This is a genomic window from Claveliimonas sp., assembly GCF_037273965.1.
Lineage (GTDB): Bacteria > Bacillota > Clostridia > Lachnospirales > Lachnospiraceae > Claveliimonas > Claveliimonas bilis.
In genome coordinates this window covers 1-16684 of the sequence record NZ_JAYAZJ010000051.1, presented here as the reverse complement: position 1 = coordinate 16684, position 16684 = coordinate 1, and the positions used below count along the sequence as shown (strand labels likewise).

Annotated in this window: 19 protein-coding genes and 1 pseudogene; 17 read left to right on the top strand and 3 right to left on the bottom strand. The window is 44.7% G+C overall.

Annotated features, from left to right (window positions below; all coding sequences use genetic code 11):
* The coding region (locus tag WJ238_RS03680) for a rhomboid family intramembrane serine protease (protein WP_337606175.1) at positions 1-396 on the top strand (396 nt) is incomplete at its 5' end.
* On the opposite strand, the gene WJ238_RS03675 is transcribed toward WJ238_RS03680, so the two are convergent.
* Complete coding sequence (locus WJ238_RS03675; protein ID WP_337606173.1) at positions 349-1074, bottom strand: sensor histidine kinase; 726 nt, start codon at positions 1072-1074, stop codon at positions 349-351. The two genes, WJ238_RS03680 and WJ238_RS03675, sit on opposite strands and share 48 nt — an antisense overlap.
* An 86-nt stretch (positions 1075-1160) precedes the next feature.
* Here WJ238_RS03675 and WJ238_RS03670 point away from each other — a divergent pair, with 86 nt between their 5' ends.
* Positions 1161-1574 carry an HIT family protein gene (locus tag WJ238_RS03670; RefSeq protein WP_256193410.1) on the top strand — a complete coding sequence of 138 codons (414 nt, stop codon included), beginning with the start codon at positions 1161-1163 and terminating at the stop codon, positions 1572-1574.
* A 37-nt stretch (positions 1575-1611) separates the two neighbouring features.
* On the top strand, positions 1612-2166 hold the full coding sequence (locus tag WJ238_RS03665) for an RNA polymerase sigma factor (protein WP_230107386.1): 555 nt from the start codon (positions 1612-1614) through the stop codon (positions 2164-2166).
* 39 nt (positions 2167-2205) lie between these two features.
* Here the strand turns inward: WJ238_RS03665 and murG are convergent, their stop codons facing one another.
* Positions 2206-3273, bottom strand: a complete 1068-nt coding sequence (murG, locus tag WJ238_RS03660; RefSeq protein WP_230107385.1) for an undecaprenyldiphospho-muramoylpentapeptide beta-N-acetylglucosaminyltransferase — start codon at positions 3271-3273, stop codon at positions 2206-2208.
* 112 nt (positions 3274-3385) lie between these two features.
* Between murG and WJ238_RS03655 the strand changes: the two genes are divergently transcribed.
* Together WJ238_RS03655 and WJ238_RS03650 are read left to right on the top strand one after the other, a co-directional pair.
* Positions 3386-4249, top strand: a complete 864-nt coding sequence (locus WJ238_RS03655; RefSeq protein ID WP_337606171.1) for a DUF4367 domain-containing protein — start codon at positions 3386-3388, stop codon at positions 4247-4249.
* Between the two features lie 75 nt (positions 4250-4324).
* Positions 4325-4807 (top strand): DUF6147 family protein, encoded by a 483-nt coding sequence (locus WJ238_RS03650; protein ID WP_337606169.1) that lies wholly within the window; start codon positions 4325-4327, stop codon positions 4805-4807.
* Positions 4808-5159: 352 nt separating this feature from the next.
* Here the strand turns inward: WJ238_RS03650 and WJ238_RS03645 are convergent, their stop codons facing one another.
* Entirely contained in the window at positions 5160-5402 is a 243-nt protein-coding gene (locus WJ238_RS03645; RefSeq protein ID WP_316267927.1) for a TIGR03905 family TSCPD domain-containing protein, read from the bottom strand.
* Between the two features lie 181 nt (positions 5403-5583).
* On the opposite strand from WJ238_RS03645, the gene WJ238_RS03640 reads away from it, so the two are divergent.
* The 12 genes and pseudogenes from WJ238_RS03640 to WJ238_RS03585 form a co-directional block, all read left to right on the top strand.
* Positions 5584-6276, top strand: a complete 693-nt coding sequence (locus WJ238_RS03640; RefSeq protein ID WP_337606168.1) for a 5'-methylthioadenosine/adenosylhomocysteine nucleosidase — start codon at positions 5584-5586, stop codon at positions 6274-6276.
* 140 nt (positions 6277-6416) lie between these two features.
* Positions 6417-7379, top strand: coding sequence for a hypothetical protein (locus WJ238_RS03635; RefSeq protein ID WP_337606167.1), 963 nt, complete (start codon positions 6417-6419; stop codon positions 7377-7379).
* Positions 7380-7559: 180 nt separating this feature from the next.
* Positions 7560-8909 carry a glucose-6-phosphate isomerase gene (locus tag WJ238_RS03630; protein WP_337606166.1) on the top strand — a complete coding sequence of 450 codons (1350 nt, stop codon included), beginning with the start codon at positions 7560-7562 and terminating at the stop codon, positions 8907-8909.
* A 9-nt stretch (positions 8910-8918) separates the two neighbouring features.
* Positions 8919-10325: an aminotransferase class I/II-fold pyridoxal phosphate-dependent enzyme gene (locus WJ238_RS03625; RefSeq protein ID WP_337606165.1), complete on the top strand. Its 1407-nt coding sequence runs from the start codon at positions 8919-8921 to the stop codon at positions 10323-10325.
* Positions 10318-10905 (top strand): nucleoside/nucleotide kinase family protein, encoded by a 588-nt coding sequence (locus WJ238_RS03620; RefSeq protein ID WP_337606164.1) that lies wholly within the window; start codon positions 10318-10320, stop codon positions 10903-10905. Before WJ238_RS03625 ends, WJ238_RS03620 begins: the two co-directional genes overlap by 8 nt.
* A complete protein-coding gene (holB, locus tag WJ238_RS03615; protein ID WP_230107376.1) occupies positions 10892-11881 on the top strand; it encodes a DNA polymerase III subunit delta' in 990 nt (329 codons plus the stop codon). The genes WJ238_RS03620 and holB overlap by 14 nt, the downstream gene beginning before the upstream one ends.
* 4 nt (positions 11882-11885) lie before the next feature.
* The gene (locus tag WJ238_RS03610) at positions 11886-12800 is read left to right on the top strand and encodes a PSP1 domain-containing protein (protein WP_316266019.1); all 915 of its coding nucleotides are present in this window, start codon (positions 11886-11888) and stop codon (positions 12798-12800) included.
* Positions 12790-13560, top strand: a complete 771-nt coding sequence (locus WJ238_RS03605; RefSeq protein WP_316266020.1) for a tRNA1(Val) (adenine(37)-N6)-methyltransferase — start codon at positions 12790-12792, stop codon at positions 13558-13560. The genes WJ238_RS03610 and WJ238_RS03605 overlap by 11 nt, the downstream gene beginning before the upstream one ends.
* Before the next feature lies 1 nt (position 13561).
* Positions 13562-14401: a 16S rRNA (cytidine(1402)-2'-O)-methyltransferase gene (rsmI, locus tag WJ238_RS03600; protein ID WP_337606176.1), complete on the top strand. Its 840-nt coding sequence runs from the start codon at positions 13562-13564 to the stop codon at positions 14399-14401.
* A gap of 155 nt (positions 14402-14556) precedes the next feature.
* Entirely contained in the window at positions 14557-15669 is a 1113-nt protein-coding gene (locus tag WJ238_RS03595; RefSeq protein ID WP_230107372.1) for an ABC transporter ATP-binding protein, read from the top strand.
* Positions 15670-15814: 145 nt separating this feature from the next.
* Entirely contained in the window at positions 15815-15973 is a 159-nt protein-coding gene (locus WJ238_RS03590) for a hypothetical protein (RefSeq protein WP_230107371.1), read from the top strand.
* A gap of 4 nt (positions 15974-15977) precedes the next feature.
* A pseudogene (locus tag WJ238_RS03585) lies at positions 15978-16684 on the top strand (PucR family transcriptional regulator); the annotation flags it as partial.

Genomic DNA, 16684 nt, shown 5'->3' with positions numbered 1-16684 from the left:
ATGCTAAGCCTTGGGTTGTTGGGGTGGCAGCTGGAATTGACAGTTGGAAAAATAAAATATGTTATTATATACCTCTGTTCAGGTATTGCCGGAAATCTGCTGTCTATGATTATGGATATCAGAACAGGAGAGTATGCGGTAAGTGCCGGCGCTTCAGGGGCAATCTTTGGCATTATCGGAGCGCTTCTTTATATAGCGGTCAGAAATCACGGCAGGATTGGCAGGATATCCGGCAGAGGATTGGCGTGGATGGCAGTCTTTACATTGTACTATGGGTTTACAAGCACAGGAGTAGATAATTACGCTCACATTGGCGGGCTGGTCTGCGGATTCATCCTGGCAATATGTTTATATTGGAAGAAGGATCGTGAATACGGTTCCTTTTCCTACCGTTGATGTTACAGTTATCTGACCTTCATGGGCATCGATGACCCGGCGGACAATGGCAAGTCCCAGTCCGGTTCCATTGGATTTATAGGTCACAAAGGGCTGAAAGATCTGGTTTTGCTGTTCCTCGGAGATACCACAGCCGGAATCCTCAATCTGTACAGTAATATTGTGGTTCTGTACAAATGCTTCAAGCCGGATAGAGCCGGATCCGTCAATAGATTCCGCTGCGTTGCGCAGAATATTGAGAAATACTTCCTTAAGTTTTGTGCGGTCTGCACAGACAGTTGGAAGGGAAGGAGACAAAAAAGAGGTAAATTCAATCGGACCATCCATGCAGGAAGAAGCAAAGGAAAGTACGATATGCTCCATAAATTCGCGGAAAGAAAACACGGAACGGCTTAAGGATGTACTGTGATTCAAAGAAGAAAGCTCTTCAAGAAGCTGTTTCATATATTCAATATCTTCGCGCATAGAACGCCAGTAACGGTCAGAGACGATTTCGGGATGGCGTGATTCCAGAAACTGAAGCGTACTGTAGACTAAAGTGAGGGGATTTCTGATTTCATGGCTGATAGCTGATATCGTTTCCTCCTGAGATGACAAAAGTTTCTGGATCAAAGTTCGATTTTCGGGCTTTTCTGACATTAATTGTTCTAATTTGTCGTAATCAGTACTCGTAAACATAGGATACTACCGCCTTTCTGGACTTCAAGTTTAGCACTGGCGGTTCAAATATTCAATTACTATTTTAAGGAAAGAAGGATGATGATATGAGAGATGAAAACTGTATTTTTTGCAAGATAGCAAATGGAGAAATTCCGTCGGCTACTCTTTATGAGGATGATGATTTTCGCATTATTCTGGATCTGGGACCTGCATCCAGGGGACATGCACTCCTTTTACCTAAGGAACATTACGAGAATCTGTATATGCTTCCCGACGAACTGGCGGCAAAAGCATTGCCGGTTGCAAAAAAAATGATTACAAAACTGACAGAAGTGCTGGGCTGTGACGGATATAACGTCGTGCAGAATAATGGCGAGACTGCCGGCCAGACGGTATTTCACTTCCATATGCATTTAATTCCGCGTTATAAGGGAGACCAGGTTGGGCTTGGATGGAAAATGGGAGAGCTTACAGACGAGGAACGGGACGACATTCTCGCCAAATTGAGAGAGGCCTGATAGAAAAAGGAATACAAGGGATAAAAGGAATATTGATGTGGAAATAGAATTCATAGGAGGATCCGGATTCGATGCCATATATGAACAGCATAAGGCCAAAATCTTTCAGACAGCAATGATGTACACAAAGGAATGGCATACTGCAGAAGATATTACACAGGAGGCATTTCTTAGATACTATATCTACATGGAACATGCGTCGATCGATAATACCAGACAATGGCTGCTGACAACAACCAGAAATATAGCTTTGAATTACAGAAGAGATCGCAGTAGGGAACAGCTTGTAGATTTTGAAGAATTTGGTGAAGATAAAATGGATTGCAGTGAGAGCACTGAAACGATATTCTTTAGAAAACTCTGGAAGAGAGAAGTGTTTACATCTACGATAACGATTTTAGATGCACTGTATGAAAAGAATCGCCGATGGTATGATGCGGTTACGCTGGTTTACTGTATGGAAAGACCGCAGAAAGAAGTAGCGGAGTGTATGGGTGTTAATCTGGATACTTTACATAGTATGTTGTATAGAGCAAGAAATTGGATAAAGGAGTATTGCAGAGAAGAATATGACCACATCCATGAAGCATAAAAACAGGTGCCGATACGACACCTGTTTTTTACAGCAATATTATTCATTGACAGCAGATTCAATTAAATCAATAATAGTGTCAATAGAATTTTGTTGGTGAGATTTCGCCATAGCATCTACATACTGCCGGCGATTTGCATACAATTCATGGATAGATGAAAGCAAAGTTTCACTGGTAATATTTTCTTCTTCCAGAACAAGGCTGAAGCCCTGGCGTTCAAAGGAACGGGCATTCAGGATCTGGTCGCCGCGGCTTGCATTGGCAGACAAAGGTATCAAAAGATTGGGCTTATGAAGGGCAAGCAGCTCACAGATAGCATTTGCACCGGCTCTTGATATTACAATATCCGTAAGTGCGAACAGATCTTTCAGCTCATCTTTGATGTATTCGTACTGGACATAGCCGCTTATATTGTTTAAAGTAGGGTCAAGCTTGCCGCGTCCGCACAGATGAATGATCTGGAACTCTTTCAGGATTTCAGGAAGATTACTGCGCACGGCATCATTGATCGCAGCGGCTCCCAGGCTTCCGCCAATAATAAGAATAACCGGTTTGTCGGGAGATAATCCCGTAAATGATCTGGCTTTTTCTTTATCGCCTTCCAGCAATTCCTGACGGATGGGAGAACCGGTCAGAACCGCTTTGTCTGCGGGGAGAAGTTTTACTGTCTCCGGGAAATTGCAGCAGACTTTTGTGGCAGATGGAATCGACAATTTATTTGCAAGACCGGGAGTCATATCGGATTCATGTATAATAGTAGGTACTTTACATTTTTTTCCGGCCATGACAACAGGAACGGATACAAAACCGCCTTTAGAAAAAATAACATCAGGATTTAATAGTTTGATCAATCTTTTTGCTTCCCCAAACCCTTTCAATACGCGAAAAGGATCTGTGAAATTCTGAAGGCTGAAATAGCGGCGGAGCTTCCCGGAAGAAATTCCATGATAAGGGATGCCGAACTGCTCGATTAATTCTTTTTCAATGCCATTGTAAGAACCAATATAGTGAATATCATACTGCAATTCTTTTAGCCGCGGCAATAAAGCGATATTAGGGGTAACATGGCCGGCGGTACCGCCGCCGGTTAAAATGATACGTTTCATATTGTTCCTCCGATTTAAACATTCTAAGACAATTGTATACGTAACAAGGGAAAGGGTCAAGAAAAAGTCATAAATGAAAATGCTATAAATCGAAAATCGAGAGAGGTATGTCATGAAAGAACAATTCGACAACGAACAATTCAGTCAGTTTTTGAATGAACAGCTTCAGAGGGAGGCAGAAGAAATAGAAAAAGAGCTGGAAGAGCATCCGGAGCTTGCTGATCTGTCCCCTGATGACAGTGTGAAGGACAGGCTGTATGCACAGATAGAAGAATACGAGACACAGAAAGCTCTCAGTAAATTGTCGGAGAAAGACCGGGAGGCTCTCCGCCTGGGAAGAATGCTTCAGAAAGAGCGGGAAGAAGATGAGACCCGCCGGACAGTACGAAAACGCCGTATGGGTTGGAGGCGTATTGCGGCCCTTGCTGCTGTGATGGTATTTGTGCTGGGACTTGGAATCACAAGTGTAGGCGGACCGAAACGAGTGATGGAAGTCATGCAGCAGATGGTTGGCGGAAGAGAGATGACACAGATAGAATCAGATAACGATGAGACACTAAAATCTGGGGAAAGCGAAGAAGAAAAGGCATATCAGCAGATAAAAGATGAATTAGGGATTGACCCAGTGAGGCTGCTGACTAATCAAGAAGGGATGCAGTTTGTCGGAGTGGAAATAGATGAGATACTGCAGACAGCAAATTTGCTTTTTGATATGGAAGGAAATGTTGTTTCATATATTATAAGTCTGTCCTATGCAGACAGCTCTTTTGGTTCAGATATTGAAGATCAACTGGTTGATACCTACCCATACAAGACAGACCGCTTTACGGTTGAGGTGAGAGAATATTTGATTTCAGAAACCGATGAAACGGAATTTTCAGCAGAGTTTGATTATCAGGATGTGCATTACCAGCTAACTGGTATTATGGAAAAGGCAGAATTGGAAGAAATTTTAAAAAATTTATATTTTTTATAAAAATCCCGTCAGTTTTTGTCCGGATATGTGTCTTACTATATGAGGAAAGAAAAGTAGGAAATGTGGAGGGATGATATGAAGAGAAGGATTATATCTGTGTGCTGTGCTGTTGTGATGATTATGGGACTAACAATAACCGCGGGATTCCAAACAAATGCGACTGAAAGTCAACCTATTAACAATCACTCATATCTCACACACGAAACAGAATCTACAGGTATAGCCACATCAATTACCAGAGGTGCAGATCTTCAGACCGGGTATTCTAAGATTGTACGGCTGGGACCTGGGGTCATCTACGCTGGAGGAACTACCATTGCACAGCATGAAGTAGAATCCGTAAAAGTTGGTGTTATGGTGGAAAGGGCAAAAGATGAAAACGATACTTGGCATTACGTAGATACCTGGCAGAAGGAGAATGAGAATGCAATTTCTGTCAGCTCCAACAAAAGGATCGAGGTAGAAGGGGACTGGTATTACCGTGTCCGCTGCGTGCATTCGGCAGGAAATGACATGAGTAGCTCTTACACCAATGGTATTTACATTGAGGAACCTTAGACCTTTGTATTAGCCAAAACATGACCAAGCACCATGCTGGGACTGTTGTATTTACTACTTTGCGGTGCAAATTGGAAACTATATGAAACCTAATTTTTTTATTTTTTCCTTACATTGAGAAGCCGTCATCAGGTCTGAAAGGACTAAAGTCGTCGCAAAGTAGTAAATACAGCAGTTCCAGCAAAAAGAAAACAAGAGAACAAATCCAAGAAACAAGGAGAGGAAGGTGAGCATGAACGCTTGCCTTCCTTTTCCGTTATAGATAAATATAGAAAATCGACAAAAATACCCGGGGTATATGTCAATTTGGGACGTAGTAAACTTTAAAAGTGTTACGTCCCCTGTTAAACACTTAACACTCTTTCGCGGCGCGCAGGGCTTTTGCCAGCTGATCCGGGCAGGATGTCGGTTTGTTGCCGCAGCGGATTCCCTCCATACGCTCGATGGCCTCGTCCACGTTCATTCCTTTGACGAGATGAGAAATTCCCATTGTATTGCCTGCGCATCCTCCGACAAACTCTACGGATTTAATGGTGTCTCCGTCTAATTCTACATTGATCTGTCTGGAACAGACGCCCATTGGTCTGTACTGCATATCTATACCTCCTCTGTAGTCATTAAGAAAATATCAATATTTTTATTATGACAGATGGTACCCCTTATTGGCAAGCCTGTTTCATACAAAATTCCGTCAGCGGCAGTATCCCGGACTTGCCAAAGCAGCCCGGAACGAATATACTCAATGCAGTAAGAAAAAGTAAAAGGAGGCAAAGCATATGATAGGAATTATCGGAGCAATGGAAGACGAAGTGGCGGCTCTGAAAGAAGCTATGGAAATAGAAAAAACAGAGGAACAGATTGGCATGACCTTTGTGAAAGGGAAACTGTGCGGAAAAGATGCGGTTGTAGTACGAAGCGGTATCGGCAAGGTGAACGCTGCCCTGTGTGCACAGATTCTTGCTACGGTGTATAAGGTGGACGTGCTGATCAACACAGGAATTGCCGGATCTTTGGATGCCAGAATTGATATTGGAGATATGGTTATTTCTACAGACGCTCTGTATCATGATATGGATGCGGTGAATTTTGGTTATGAACCAGGACAGATCCCGCAAATGGATATCTTTTCTTTTCCGGCGGATGGGCGCCTCATAGAACTTGCGAAAGCGGCAAACGAGGAAGCAAATTCGGATATCCACACTTTTACAGGGAGAATTGTGACTGGAGATCAGTTTGTGTCATCAAAAGAAGTAAAAGAAAGTATTGTAGAAAAATTCCATCCTCTGTGCACAGAGATGGAGGGAGCGGGCATTGCGCACGCCGCCTACCTGAACAAAATTTCGTATGTCATAATCCGGGCGATTTCGGATAAAGCCGACAACAGCGCCACGATGGACTATCCGGCTTTTGAAAAGCAGGCAATCAGCCACAGTGTAAGGCTTGTAAAAAATCTGCTTCCGCGGATCTGAAAAATGAGTCCTGCCACTTTTGTCAAAAAAGAAGAAAAACCAACAAAATGCAAGAAACCAGGGGCGAAAACTGTTGAACGGTTTTTCTGATTTCTTCTTCCGGTTCGAGTATAATCGAATCAAAGAAGGAGGGTTTTGTGATGTTAGAAGTGGTATTGGACAAGCAGATCCTGGTCATACTGATCGGGATAGCAGCGGTATTAGGAGTGCTTAGTAAATGTGTGGCGGGATTTTCCCTGAAAAGGCTGGTTCGGGCAGCAGGAAATATGAACAAAAGCAGTCATGCTCTGGTCCGGCTGATCAAGGCAAAATTTGAACACACCTGCATGATCAGCGACCGGGTGCAGAATGTAGATGCCTTTGTAGGGAAATATCTGTATGAATACCGCGTGGTGGGACTTCGTCTCCACACATGGCGGAGGATGGAAAAGGCAGCGGTATGGCTTTGCCTGATCTTCGGCCTTGCCGGAGCAGCGGCATGGTACTCATTATATGGTATGGGAGATCAGGTGCTTCAGTATGCCGCCGGAGGAGCCGGAACGGCTATCCTTGTATTTCTGTTCCAGCTTACCGGAGATGAGAAGTATCAGCTGGATGCAGTGAAAAATTACATGGTAGACTACCTGGAAAATATCTGCGCCCGCAGGTACGAAAAGGCACAGCAAAAAGAGATACGGGAAGAGTGGAAGGAAATGGCGCCGCCTGAACCGGAAAGAACTCCAATACAGAGTGGGGTGGTTTCACAGACGGCTGCAGATACCCGGGCAGCAGGCGACGTGCTTCTGGAAGAAGACGAACCATCGCCGGAACCCCTTGCTTCCAGGGAGGCAGGAGCACAGACTGTTTCGGAAGCAGCCGGAGCCTGGGAGGCGGCCAACCGCATGGAGCCGGAAGTTGCTGCGGTAAAAAGAACAGAAGAGCAGAAAAAGGAAGAAAATGCAGCTTTCAGCCAGCGGACCAGAAACAGCTCTGTGAAAAATGCCTCAGTAAAAAGGAAGGCAGAGGAAGCGAGAGATCTGAAAGACGAATGCAAAGGCCAGAAAGAAAAAGAAGTGCCCAAAGAAGTACTGATAAGAGAGATACTGGAAGAGTTTCTGGCTTGATTTCCATACGCTATTTTCCTTGCCAAGAGGGGGCAATACTGCTAAAATAAAAATAGCGTAGTGTGCGATACCGATGGAAAAGTGTTGCAGGCGCGTTAAAAAGCTACCGGGAGGCACATGTAATAATAGCAGATTACCCGGATGGAAATAACATAAGATAGATAGAAGGAAGGTATTACTATGAGCAGTAAAGTGACATTTGATTATTCAAAAGCAGCAGCATTTGTAAAAGAACATGAAATAGAAGCTATGAAGAAGATCGTGGAAGATGCAAAAGATGTGCTGACAGGCAGAAATGGTGCGGGAAATGATTTCCTCGGATGGATCGATTTGCCGGTTGCCTATGATAAAGAAGAGTTTTCACGCATCCAGAAAGCAGCAGAGAAAATAAAGGCGGATTCCGAAGTGCTGATCGTGATCGGAATCGGCGGATCCTACCTGGGAGCAAGGGCAGCAATTGAATTTCTGCGCCACAATTTCTACAACATGGTTCCAAAGGAAATCCGTAAGACACCGGAGATTTACTATGCAGGAAACAGCATAAGCAGTACCTACCTGAAACATCTTATTGACGTGATCGGAGACAGAGATTTCTCCGTAAATATTATTTCCAAATCCGGAACTACAACAGAGCCGGCTATCGCATTCCGTATTTTCAAGGAAATGCTGGAGAAAAAATACGGCAAAGAAGAGGCGGCAAAGAGAATTTACGCTACAACTGATAAAGCAAAGGGAGCGCTGAAGAACCTTGCAACAGAGGAAGGTTATGAAACATTTGTTGTTCCGGATGATGTAGGAGGACGTTTCTCTGTACTGACAGCAGTAGGTCTTCTGCCGATCGCAGTCAGCGGAGCAGATATTGAAAAGCTGATGGAAGGCGCAGCATCCGGAAGAGAGATGGCTTTAAACAACTCATTTGAAGAAAACGACGCTCTTCAGTATGCGGCAATCCGAAACATTCTGCACAGAAAAGGAAAATCTGTGGAAGTACTGGCAAACTATGAGCCAAGCCTTCACTATGTATCAGAATGGTGGAAACAGCTTTACGGCGAAAGTGAAGGAAAAGACCAGAAGGGAATCTTCCCGGCATCTGTTGATCTTACGACAGACCTTCATTCCATGGGACAGTTTATCCAGGATGGAAGCCGTATCATGTATGAAACCGTAATGAATGTGGAAACTTCTCAGGAAGAGATCATTCTGAATGAAGAGCCGGTAGATCTGGACGGATTGAACTATCTGGCAGGAAAGACCGTTGATTTTGTAAATAAGAGCGCAATGAACGGTACTGTTCTTGCACATACAGACGGAAATGTTCCGAACCTGATGGTAAATATTCCGGAGCAGAACGAATATTATCTGGGACAGCTGTTCTACTTCTTTGAATTTGCATGCGGCGTCAGCGGATATGTATCCGGTGTAAATCCTTTCAACCAGCCGGGAGTAGAGAGCTACAAGAAAAACATGTTTGCTCTTCTTGGAAAACCGGGATACGAAAAAGAAAGAGAAGAACTTCTGAAAAGATTGTAGAGAATATATATGGAGACACTATACAGCAGGCTGAAGGCATACAGCGATACGGATTATTATGGCTTCCACATGCCGGGACACAAAAGAAATCAGATACGTTTTGGTGAAGGGCTTCCCTATGGGATCGATATTACAGAGATTGAGGGGTTTGACGATCTTCATCATGCAGACGGCATTATAAAAGAAGCCCAGCAGGAGGCGGCCAGGCTCTACGGAGCAGAGGAAACGAAGTTTCTGGTAAATGGAAGTACAGCAGGGATTTTAAGTGCTGTTCTTGGCTGTACGAAAAAGGGAGATCAGATCCTTGTTGCAAGAAACTGTCATAAATCCGTCTACCATGCCATATTTCTGAATGAGCTGGAACCGGTCTATCTGTGGCCCGGTTTCAGCCGTCAGTTTCAGTTAAATACGGAAATCTCCGTAAGCGCAGTGAAAGCTGCGCTTACTAAGCATTCCCGGATAAAGGCGGTTGTTATTGTCTCACCCACCTATGACGGAGTTGTCTCTGATATTGAGTCAATTGCAGAGGCAGTCCATGAAAGGGGAATCCCCCTGATCGTGGATGAAGCCCACGGCGCACATTTTGGATTTCATCCTTATTTTCCGGAAAATGCGCTGAAAAAAGGTGCGGATGTGGTGATCCACAGCCTTCATAAAACCCTTCCCTCTCTGACACAGACAGCGCTGCTCCATATGAGAGGGGAGTATATAGATAAAAGAAGGATTTCTTCTTATCTGGATATGCTCCAGTCAAGCAGTCCTTCCTATATCCTGATGGCGAGTATTCATGAATGTATTCGGATGCTCAGGGAGGAGAAGGAGCAGCTTTTTGAACCTTATGTAAGGAATCTTGATACTCTGCGGAAAAATCTGCAGAATCTGAAACATTTGAAACTGGTACAGACAGAACATTACGACCGGTCAAAACTTGTAATTTCTGTAAGACATACGGATATGAGCGGCAGAGAGCTGTACAGGGAGCTTTTGGAAAAGTATCATCTTCAGATGGAGATGGCGGCGGGATCCTATGTACTTGCCATGACATCTCCGGGAGATACGAAGGAAGGATTTGCACGGCTTGAGCAGGCCCTGTTTGAGCTGGATGCAGCTGCTAAACTTCGGGAAAACGTACAGGAAGACGATATAGCAAAACTGCCTGAAAATCCTGTTATCTGTACAAGCGCCAAGGTAGCCCTTTGCGGGGCAAAAGAAACAACATACCTGCCTGTTGAAAAGAGTGAGGGAATGATCTCTTTGGAGTATGCCTACCTCTATCCGCCGGGCTGCCCGATGATCGTACCGGGCGAGCGGATCAGCAGGGAATGTATCAAACGGCTTGCAGGCTATCAAAAGCTTGGTTTTAAAATAGAGGGCCTGGAAAAAGAAGGAAGCATTGGAGTCTGGAACAATGGGTAAAATATTTTATATCATGGGAAAAAGTGCATCCGGAAAGGACACGATCTTCAGAGAACTCAAAGAGCGCTGTCCACAGCTTGGAATGGTTGTCCCTTATACGACAAGGCCGATCCGTGCAGGAGAAAAAAACGGGGTGGAATATTTTTTTACAGATGAGGCGGCTTTGGCTAAAATGGAAGCAGAGCACAAGATCATAGAAATCCGCTCTTATGATACGGTTCATGGCATCTGGAAATATTTTACTGCAGCGGACGGGCAGATTGATCTGGAAAGTTCTGATTATCTGATGATCGGAACGCTGGAATCTTATAGAAAAATGAGAGAATACTATGGGGAAGAGCATTTGATTCCCCTTTATATAGAAGTCGAAGACGGGGAGAGGCTTACAAGGGCGCTCCTTCGGGAACGGCAGCAGGCACAGCCTAAATACAAAGAAATGTGCCGCCGCTTCCTGGCAGACGAAGAGGATTTTTCAGAAGAGAACCTGAAGAAGCTGGGTATCAGACGAAGGTTTGACAACAGCAGCAAAGAACAATGTTTAGAAGAAATCACAGAGGTAATATACAATGGCAAGCTTTAAAGACGTAGTAGGACATAAGGATATTATAAAATATATACACAATGCAGTAGAGGAAAATAAAGTGTCCCACGCCTACATTCTGAATGGAGAGCGGGGATCCGGCAAAAAAATGCTGGCCAATCTTTTTGCCACAACACTCCTGTGCGAAAAAGGAGGGCCGGATCCATGCAATGTGTGCCATTCCTGCAAGCAGGCAGAAAGCGGCAACCACCCGGATATTATCCGGGTGAACCATGAGAAGCCCAATACCATCAGTGTGGATGATATCCGGCAGCAGGTGAACAATGATATACAGATCAAACCTTATCAGGGACCTTATAAAATTTATATTATAGCAGAAGCGGATCTGATGACAGTACAGGCACAGAACGCCCTTTTAAAGACCATCGAAGAACCACCGGAATATGCGGTTATCTTCCTTTTGACAGAAAATGCAGAAGTGCTGCTGCCGACGATCACATCCAGATGCGTCATGCTGAAGCTCCGGAATATCCGGGATACGCTGATCCGAAAATATCTGATGGAAAGCCTGCAGATACCGGATTACAAGGCGGACATGTGCACGGCATTTGCCCAGGGAAATATGGGGCGCGCCATTATGCTGGCAAACTCCGAATATTTCAATGAGATCCGGGAGGAAGCGGTACAGCTTTTAAAGTACATCAACGAGATGGATGTCAGCGAAATTGTGAAGGCCATTAAAAAGATCAGCACCTATAAGCTGGAGGTAAACGATTATCTGGATATCATCATGATATGGTACCGGGATGTACTGCTGTATAAGGCAACAAAAGAAATGGACAGGGTAGTATTCAAAGATCAGCTTCCTTATATCCAGGAAAGGGCGCGCAAAAGCTCCTACGAAGGGATTGAGCTGATACTGGAAAGCCTGGAAAAAGCAAAGCAGAGGCTGAAAGCCAATGTTAATTTTGAACTGGTGATGGAGCTCCTGCTTTTGACGATAAAGGAGAACTGACAATATGATAAAAGTAATTGGAGTAAGATTCCGCACTGCCGGAAAGATCTATTTTTTCTCCCCCGGAAAGCTGGAGATCAAGCAGGGAGACAACGTGATCGTGGAAACGGCAAGAGGAGTGGAATTTGGTTATGTGGCAGCAGGGCCAAGGGAAGTAGAAGAAGATAACATAACCCTTCCCCTGAAGTCTGTCATTCGCATTGCCACAGCGGATGACATCCGGAAAGAAGAAAAGAACAGAGAAAAAGAAAAAGAAGCATTCAAGATCTGCCTGGAGAAAATACGCAAGCACGGTTTGGAAATGAAACTGATCGATGCGGAGTATACATTTGACAATAATAAAGTACTGTTTTACTTTACTGCAGACGGACGGATCGATTTCCGCGAGCTGGTAAAAGATCTGGCAAGTGTGTTCCGCACCAGGATTGAGCTGCGCCAGATCGGCGTGAGGGATGAAACGAAAATCCGGGGAGGTATAGGGATCTGTGGCCGTCCGCTCTGCTGTCATACATATTTGACAGAATTTGCGCCGGTATCGATCAAAATGGCAAAGGAGCAGAACCTGTCTCTGAATCCAAGCAAAATATCAGGAGTGTGCGGCCGTTTGATGTGCTGTCTGACCAATGAGGAAGAAACATACGAAGAGTTGAACAGTCGGCTGCCGGCAGTGGGAGATACGGTGACAACGCCGGAGAAACTGCGGGGAGAAGTGCAGTCTGTCAATGTGCTGCGCCAGCTTGTCAAAGTAGTGGTGCAGCTGGATGATGACGAAAAAGAAATCCGGGAATACAAGGCCGGAGAGCTGCGCTTCCGTTCCAAAAAGAAGAAAAAAGAAATGAAGCTTAGCAAAGAAGAGCTGAAAGAACTGAAGGCCTTGGAAGGTAAGAATGAAGGGGTATCCAAATTAGATGATGAATAATTTAAAACCAGGAGAACGGCTGGATGACCTGCAGATCAATGGATACCGGATCATCCAGAGTCCGGGCAGATTCTGCTTCGGTATGGATGCGGTTCTTCTCTCGGCGTTTGCAAAAATAAAAAGAGGGGAAAAGGCACTGGACCTGGGAACGGGAACAGGAATCCTCCCTCTGCTTCTTGAGGCAAAGAATCCGGAAGGACAGTCTTTTGCAGGGCTGGAAATTCAGGAAGAGAGCGCTGACATGGCAAGAAGAAGTGTATGCCTGAATCATTTGGAACAAAAGATTTCGATCGTAACAGGAGATATCAAGGAGGCATCCGCCCTTTTCGGCGCCGCCTCCTTTCATGTCGTTACGGTGAATCCGCCCTATATGATCGGGCAGCATGGATTGAAAAATGAAAATTATGCCAAATACGTGGCGCGTCATGAGGTGCTCTGTACGCTGGAAGACGTATTAAGACAAAGTGCTCTTGTTCTGAAAGAAAAAGGAAGATTTTATATGGTGCATAGGCCCTTTCGGCTTACGGAGATCCTGGCAGGAATGAGCAGGTATCATCTGGAACCTAAGCGTATGCGCCTTGTCTATCCCTATAGAGACAAAGAGCCGAATATGGTCCTGGTAGAAGGGGTGAAAGGCGGCCGTCCCCGCCTGACGGTAGAACCGCCTCTGATCGTATACAAAAAAGGCGGGACTTATACGGAAGAATTATTAAAACTGTACGGCCTGGATGAACCAGACGAAGAAAGGGCAGGGAAATAATATGGCAGGTACTTTATATTTGTGTGCGACTCCCATTGGGAATCTGGAGGACATGACATACCGGGCGGCGAGGGTGCTGAAAGAGGCAGACCTCATTGCGGCGGAGGATACCCGCAATACTATCCGGCTTTTGAATCACTTCGATATTCATACGCCTATGACAAGTTACCATGAATATAATAAAATTGAAAAAGGGAAAAAACTGCTGCAGCTTCTTATGGAAGGAAAGAACATTGCCCTTGTTACAGATGCGGGGACGCCGGGAATTTCCGATCCCGGAGAAGAGCTGGTGAAAATGTGCGCAGATGCAGGAGTGACGGTTACGGCCATTCCCGGGCCGGCAGCCTGTGTCACGGCGTTGATCCTGTCCGGCCTTCCCACAAGGAGGTTTGCATTTGAGGCGTTTCTCCCCTCCGATAAAAAAGAGCGGAAAAGTGTTTTGGAAGCACTTAAAAGGGAAACAAGGACGATCGTTCTTTACGAAGCGCCCCATCGGCTTTTGAAAACGCTGAAAGAGCTGGAAGATGTGCTGGGAGACAGGCTGATTTCCGTATGCCGGGAGCTGACAAAGAAACATGAAACAATTTTCCGCACAACACTTAAGGAGGCTTTGCAGTATTATGAAGCCAATGAACCAAGAGGGGAATGTGTGCTCGTCATTGAAGGCAAAAGCATGCAGAAGCTGCAGGAAGAAACACGCAGAAAGTGGGAGGAAATGAGCATCCCGGAGCATATGGAATATTATACCGAACAAGGGGTAGAGAAGAAGGAAGCCATGAAAAAGGTGGCAAAAGACAGGGGAATTTCCAAAAGAGATGTTTACCAGGCTCTTTTATCCTGACAATAGCAGTATGACGGCAGCAGGAGAAATCTTCTTAGTCAACTTGTATAGAAAAATAAAAAAAGATTGTTCAACTTTGGTATAGTCGTATTTACCCATTTTTAATATACTTTTTACAGAATAAAAGAGTCGGCGAACAGGAGGAACGAAAAGAAATGGCAAGTTTATCATTAAAGCATATTAACAAAACATATCCTAACGGATTTGAAGCAGTAAAGGATTTTAATCTGGAAATCGAAGATAAAGAATTTATTATCTTTGTAGGACCGTCCGGATGTGGTAAATCCACAACACTTCGTATGGTTGCAGGTCTTGAGGAGATTACTTCCGGTGAACTTTACATCGGAGACAAGCTTGTAAACGATGTAGAGCCAAAAGACCGTGATATCGCGATGGTATTCCAGAACTACGCTCTGTATCCGCATATGACAGTTTATGACAATATGGCATTTGGACTGAAACTTCGGAAAGTACCGAAAGACGAGATCGATAAAATGGTACGTGAAGCTGCAAAGATCCTGGATCTGGAAGCACTTCTTGACCGTAAGCCGAAAGCTCTTTCCGGTGGACAGAGACAGCGTGTTGCTATGGGACGTGCGATCGTTCGTAATCCAAAGGTATTCCTTATGGATGAGCCTCTTTCTAACCTGGATGCAAAACTTCGTGGACAGATGCGTATTGAGATTTCCAAACTTCATCAGAGACTGGGAACAACGATCATCTATGTAACACATGACCAGACAGAGGCTATGACTCTGGGAACAAGAATCGTTGTTATGAATGCAGGTGTTGTACAGCAGGTAGATACTCCGCAGACACTGTACGATTATCCGTGCAACCTGTTTGTTGCAGGATTTATCGGATCACCTCAGATGAACTTCGTAGATGCTGTATGTAAAGTGAATGGAGACAAGGTTGTTCTCCAGGCAGGTCCGTCCTCAATCGAGCTTCCGCCGGCAAAGGCAAAGAAACTGATCGAAGGAGGATATGACGGAAAGACAGTTGTACTTGGTATTCGTCCGGAGGATGTACATGATGAGCAGATGTTCATTGAGGCATCTCCTAATACAGTAATCGAAGCTAAGATCCGCGTATACGAAATGCTGGGAGCAGAAGTATTCCTGTACTTTGATTACGAGGGAGCAAGCATGACAGCAAGAGTTGATCCAAGAACAACCGCAAGAACAGGCGATGTTGTAAAATTTGCGCTGGATGCAGAAAAGATCCACGTATTTGACAAAGAGACAGAGCAGACAATCACAAACTAGATTTCGGCTTGAAAATAAAAGGGGCGGTACGAAAGCGAGGTACCGCCCTCTTTTGTGTTAAGGCAAAAGTCAAAAACCGACATTTTTTGACGGCTGTTTCATAAGGCGGCAGCAATGTAGGGATGAGATAGTGAGGGGAGAAAAAATGAAGATCAGAACATCTCAAATTGCTGCGGTGTTGATATTGGGAGCCGTCATCGGATACCTTTCTGCCAGAAAGTATCAGACAGAGAGAGAAATACATCTGTTTGACTGCCGGATGAAAGAGTGGAAAAGGCAGTCAGAGTACAGGGAAAGGATGTGAACAGTTGCTTTCAAATCAAACGATACAGAAACTGATACAGGAGATCAGAAGAATCGCCGGACTGGAATGCTCCATATGGAGTCAAGAAGGAAAATGTGTGGCAGCGACCAGTATAAAGGCAAAGCCTGACGCCGATTCTATCGCAGAATTTATCGCAGAATTTGAACATTCCGGTACGAGGGAAACTATAGGAAAAGAAAGCCTGTTTCTGGCAGAGGGAGATACGGCGTATGTTCTGGCTGTGGACGGGACGGATGAGAGAGCAGTCATGGCCGGAAGGTTCGGCGTCAGTCATTTGGAAAGCCTGATCCAGATCAACCGGAACCGAATGGACAAAAATCGTTTTATCCAGAATCTTCTTCTGAACGATATGCTGCTGGTTGATATTTATAATCAGGCAAAAAAACTGAAGATACCTGTTACCGGAAAACGAGTGGTATTTTTGATAAAATCCAGGAGTGAAACAGAAAGCATTGTCATGGAAACACTTCGGAGTCTTTTTGCCACAGGAATAAAAGACTTTATAACGTCAGTAGAAGAGGGACATGTAATTTTGATAAAAGCGCTGGAAAAAACAGAGGATTATCCGGAAGTACAGCATATTGCCGATGTTATTGTAGATACGCTGGGAATGGAAGCGATGGTTGGTGTCCGAGTAGCTTTTGGCACGATCACAGAAGAACTTAAGGAAGTTTCAGGCTCCTATAGAGA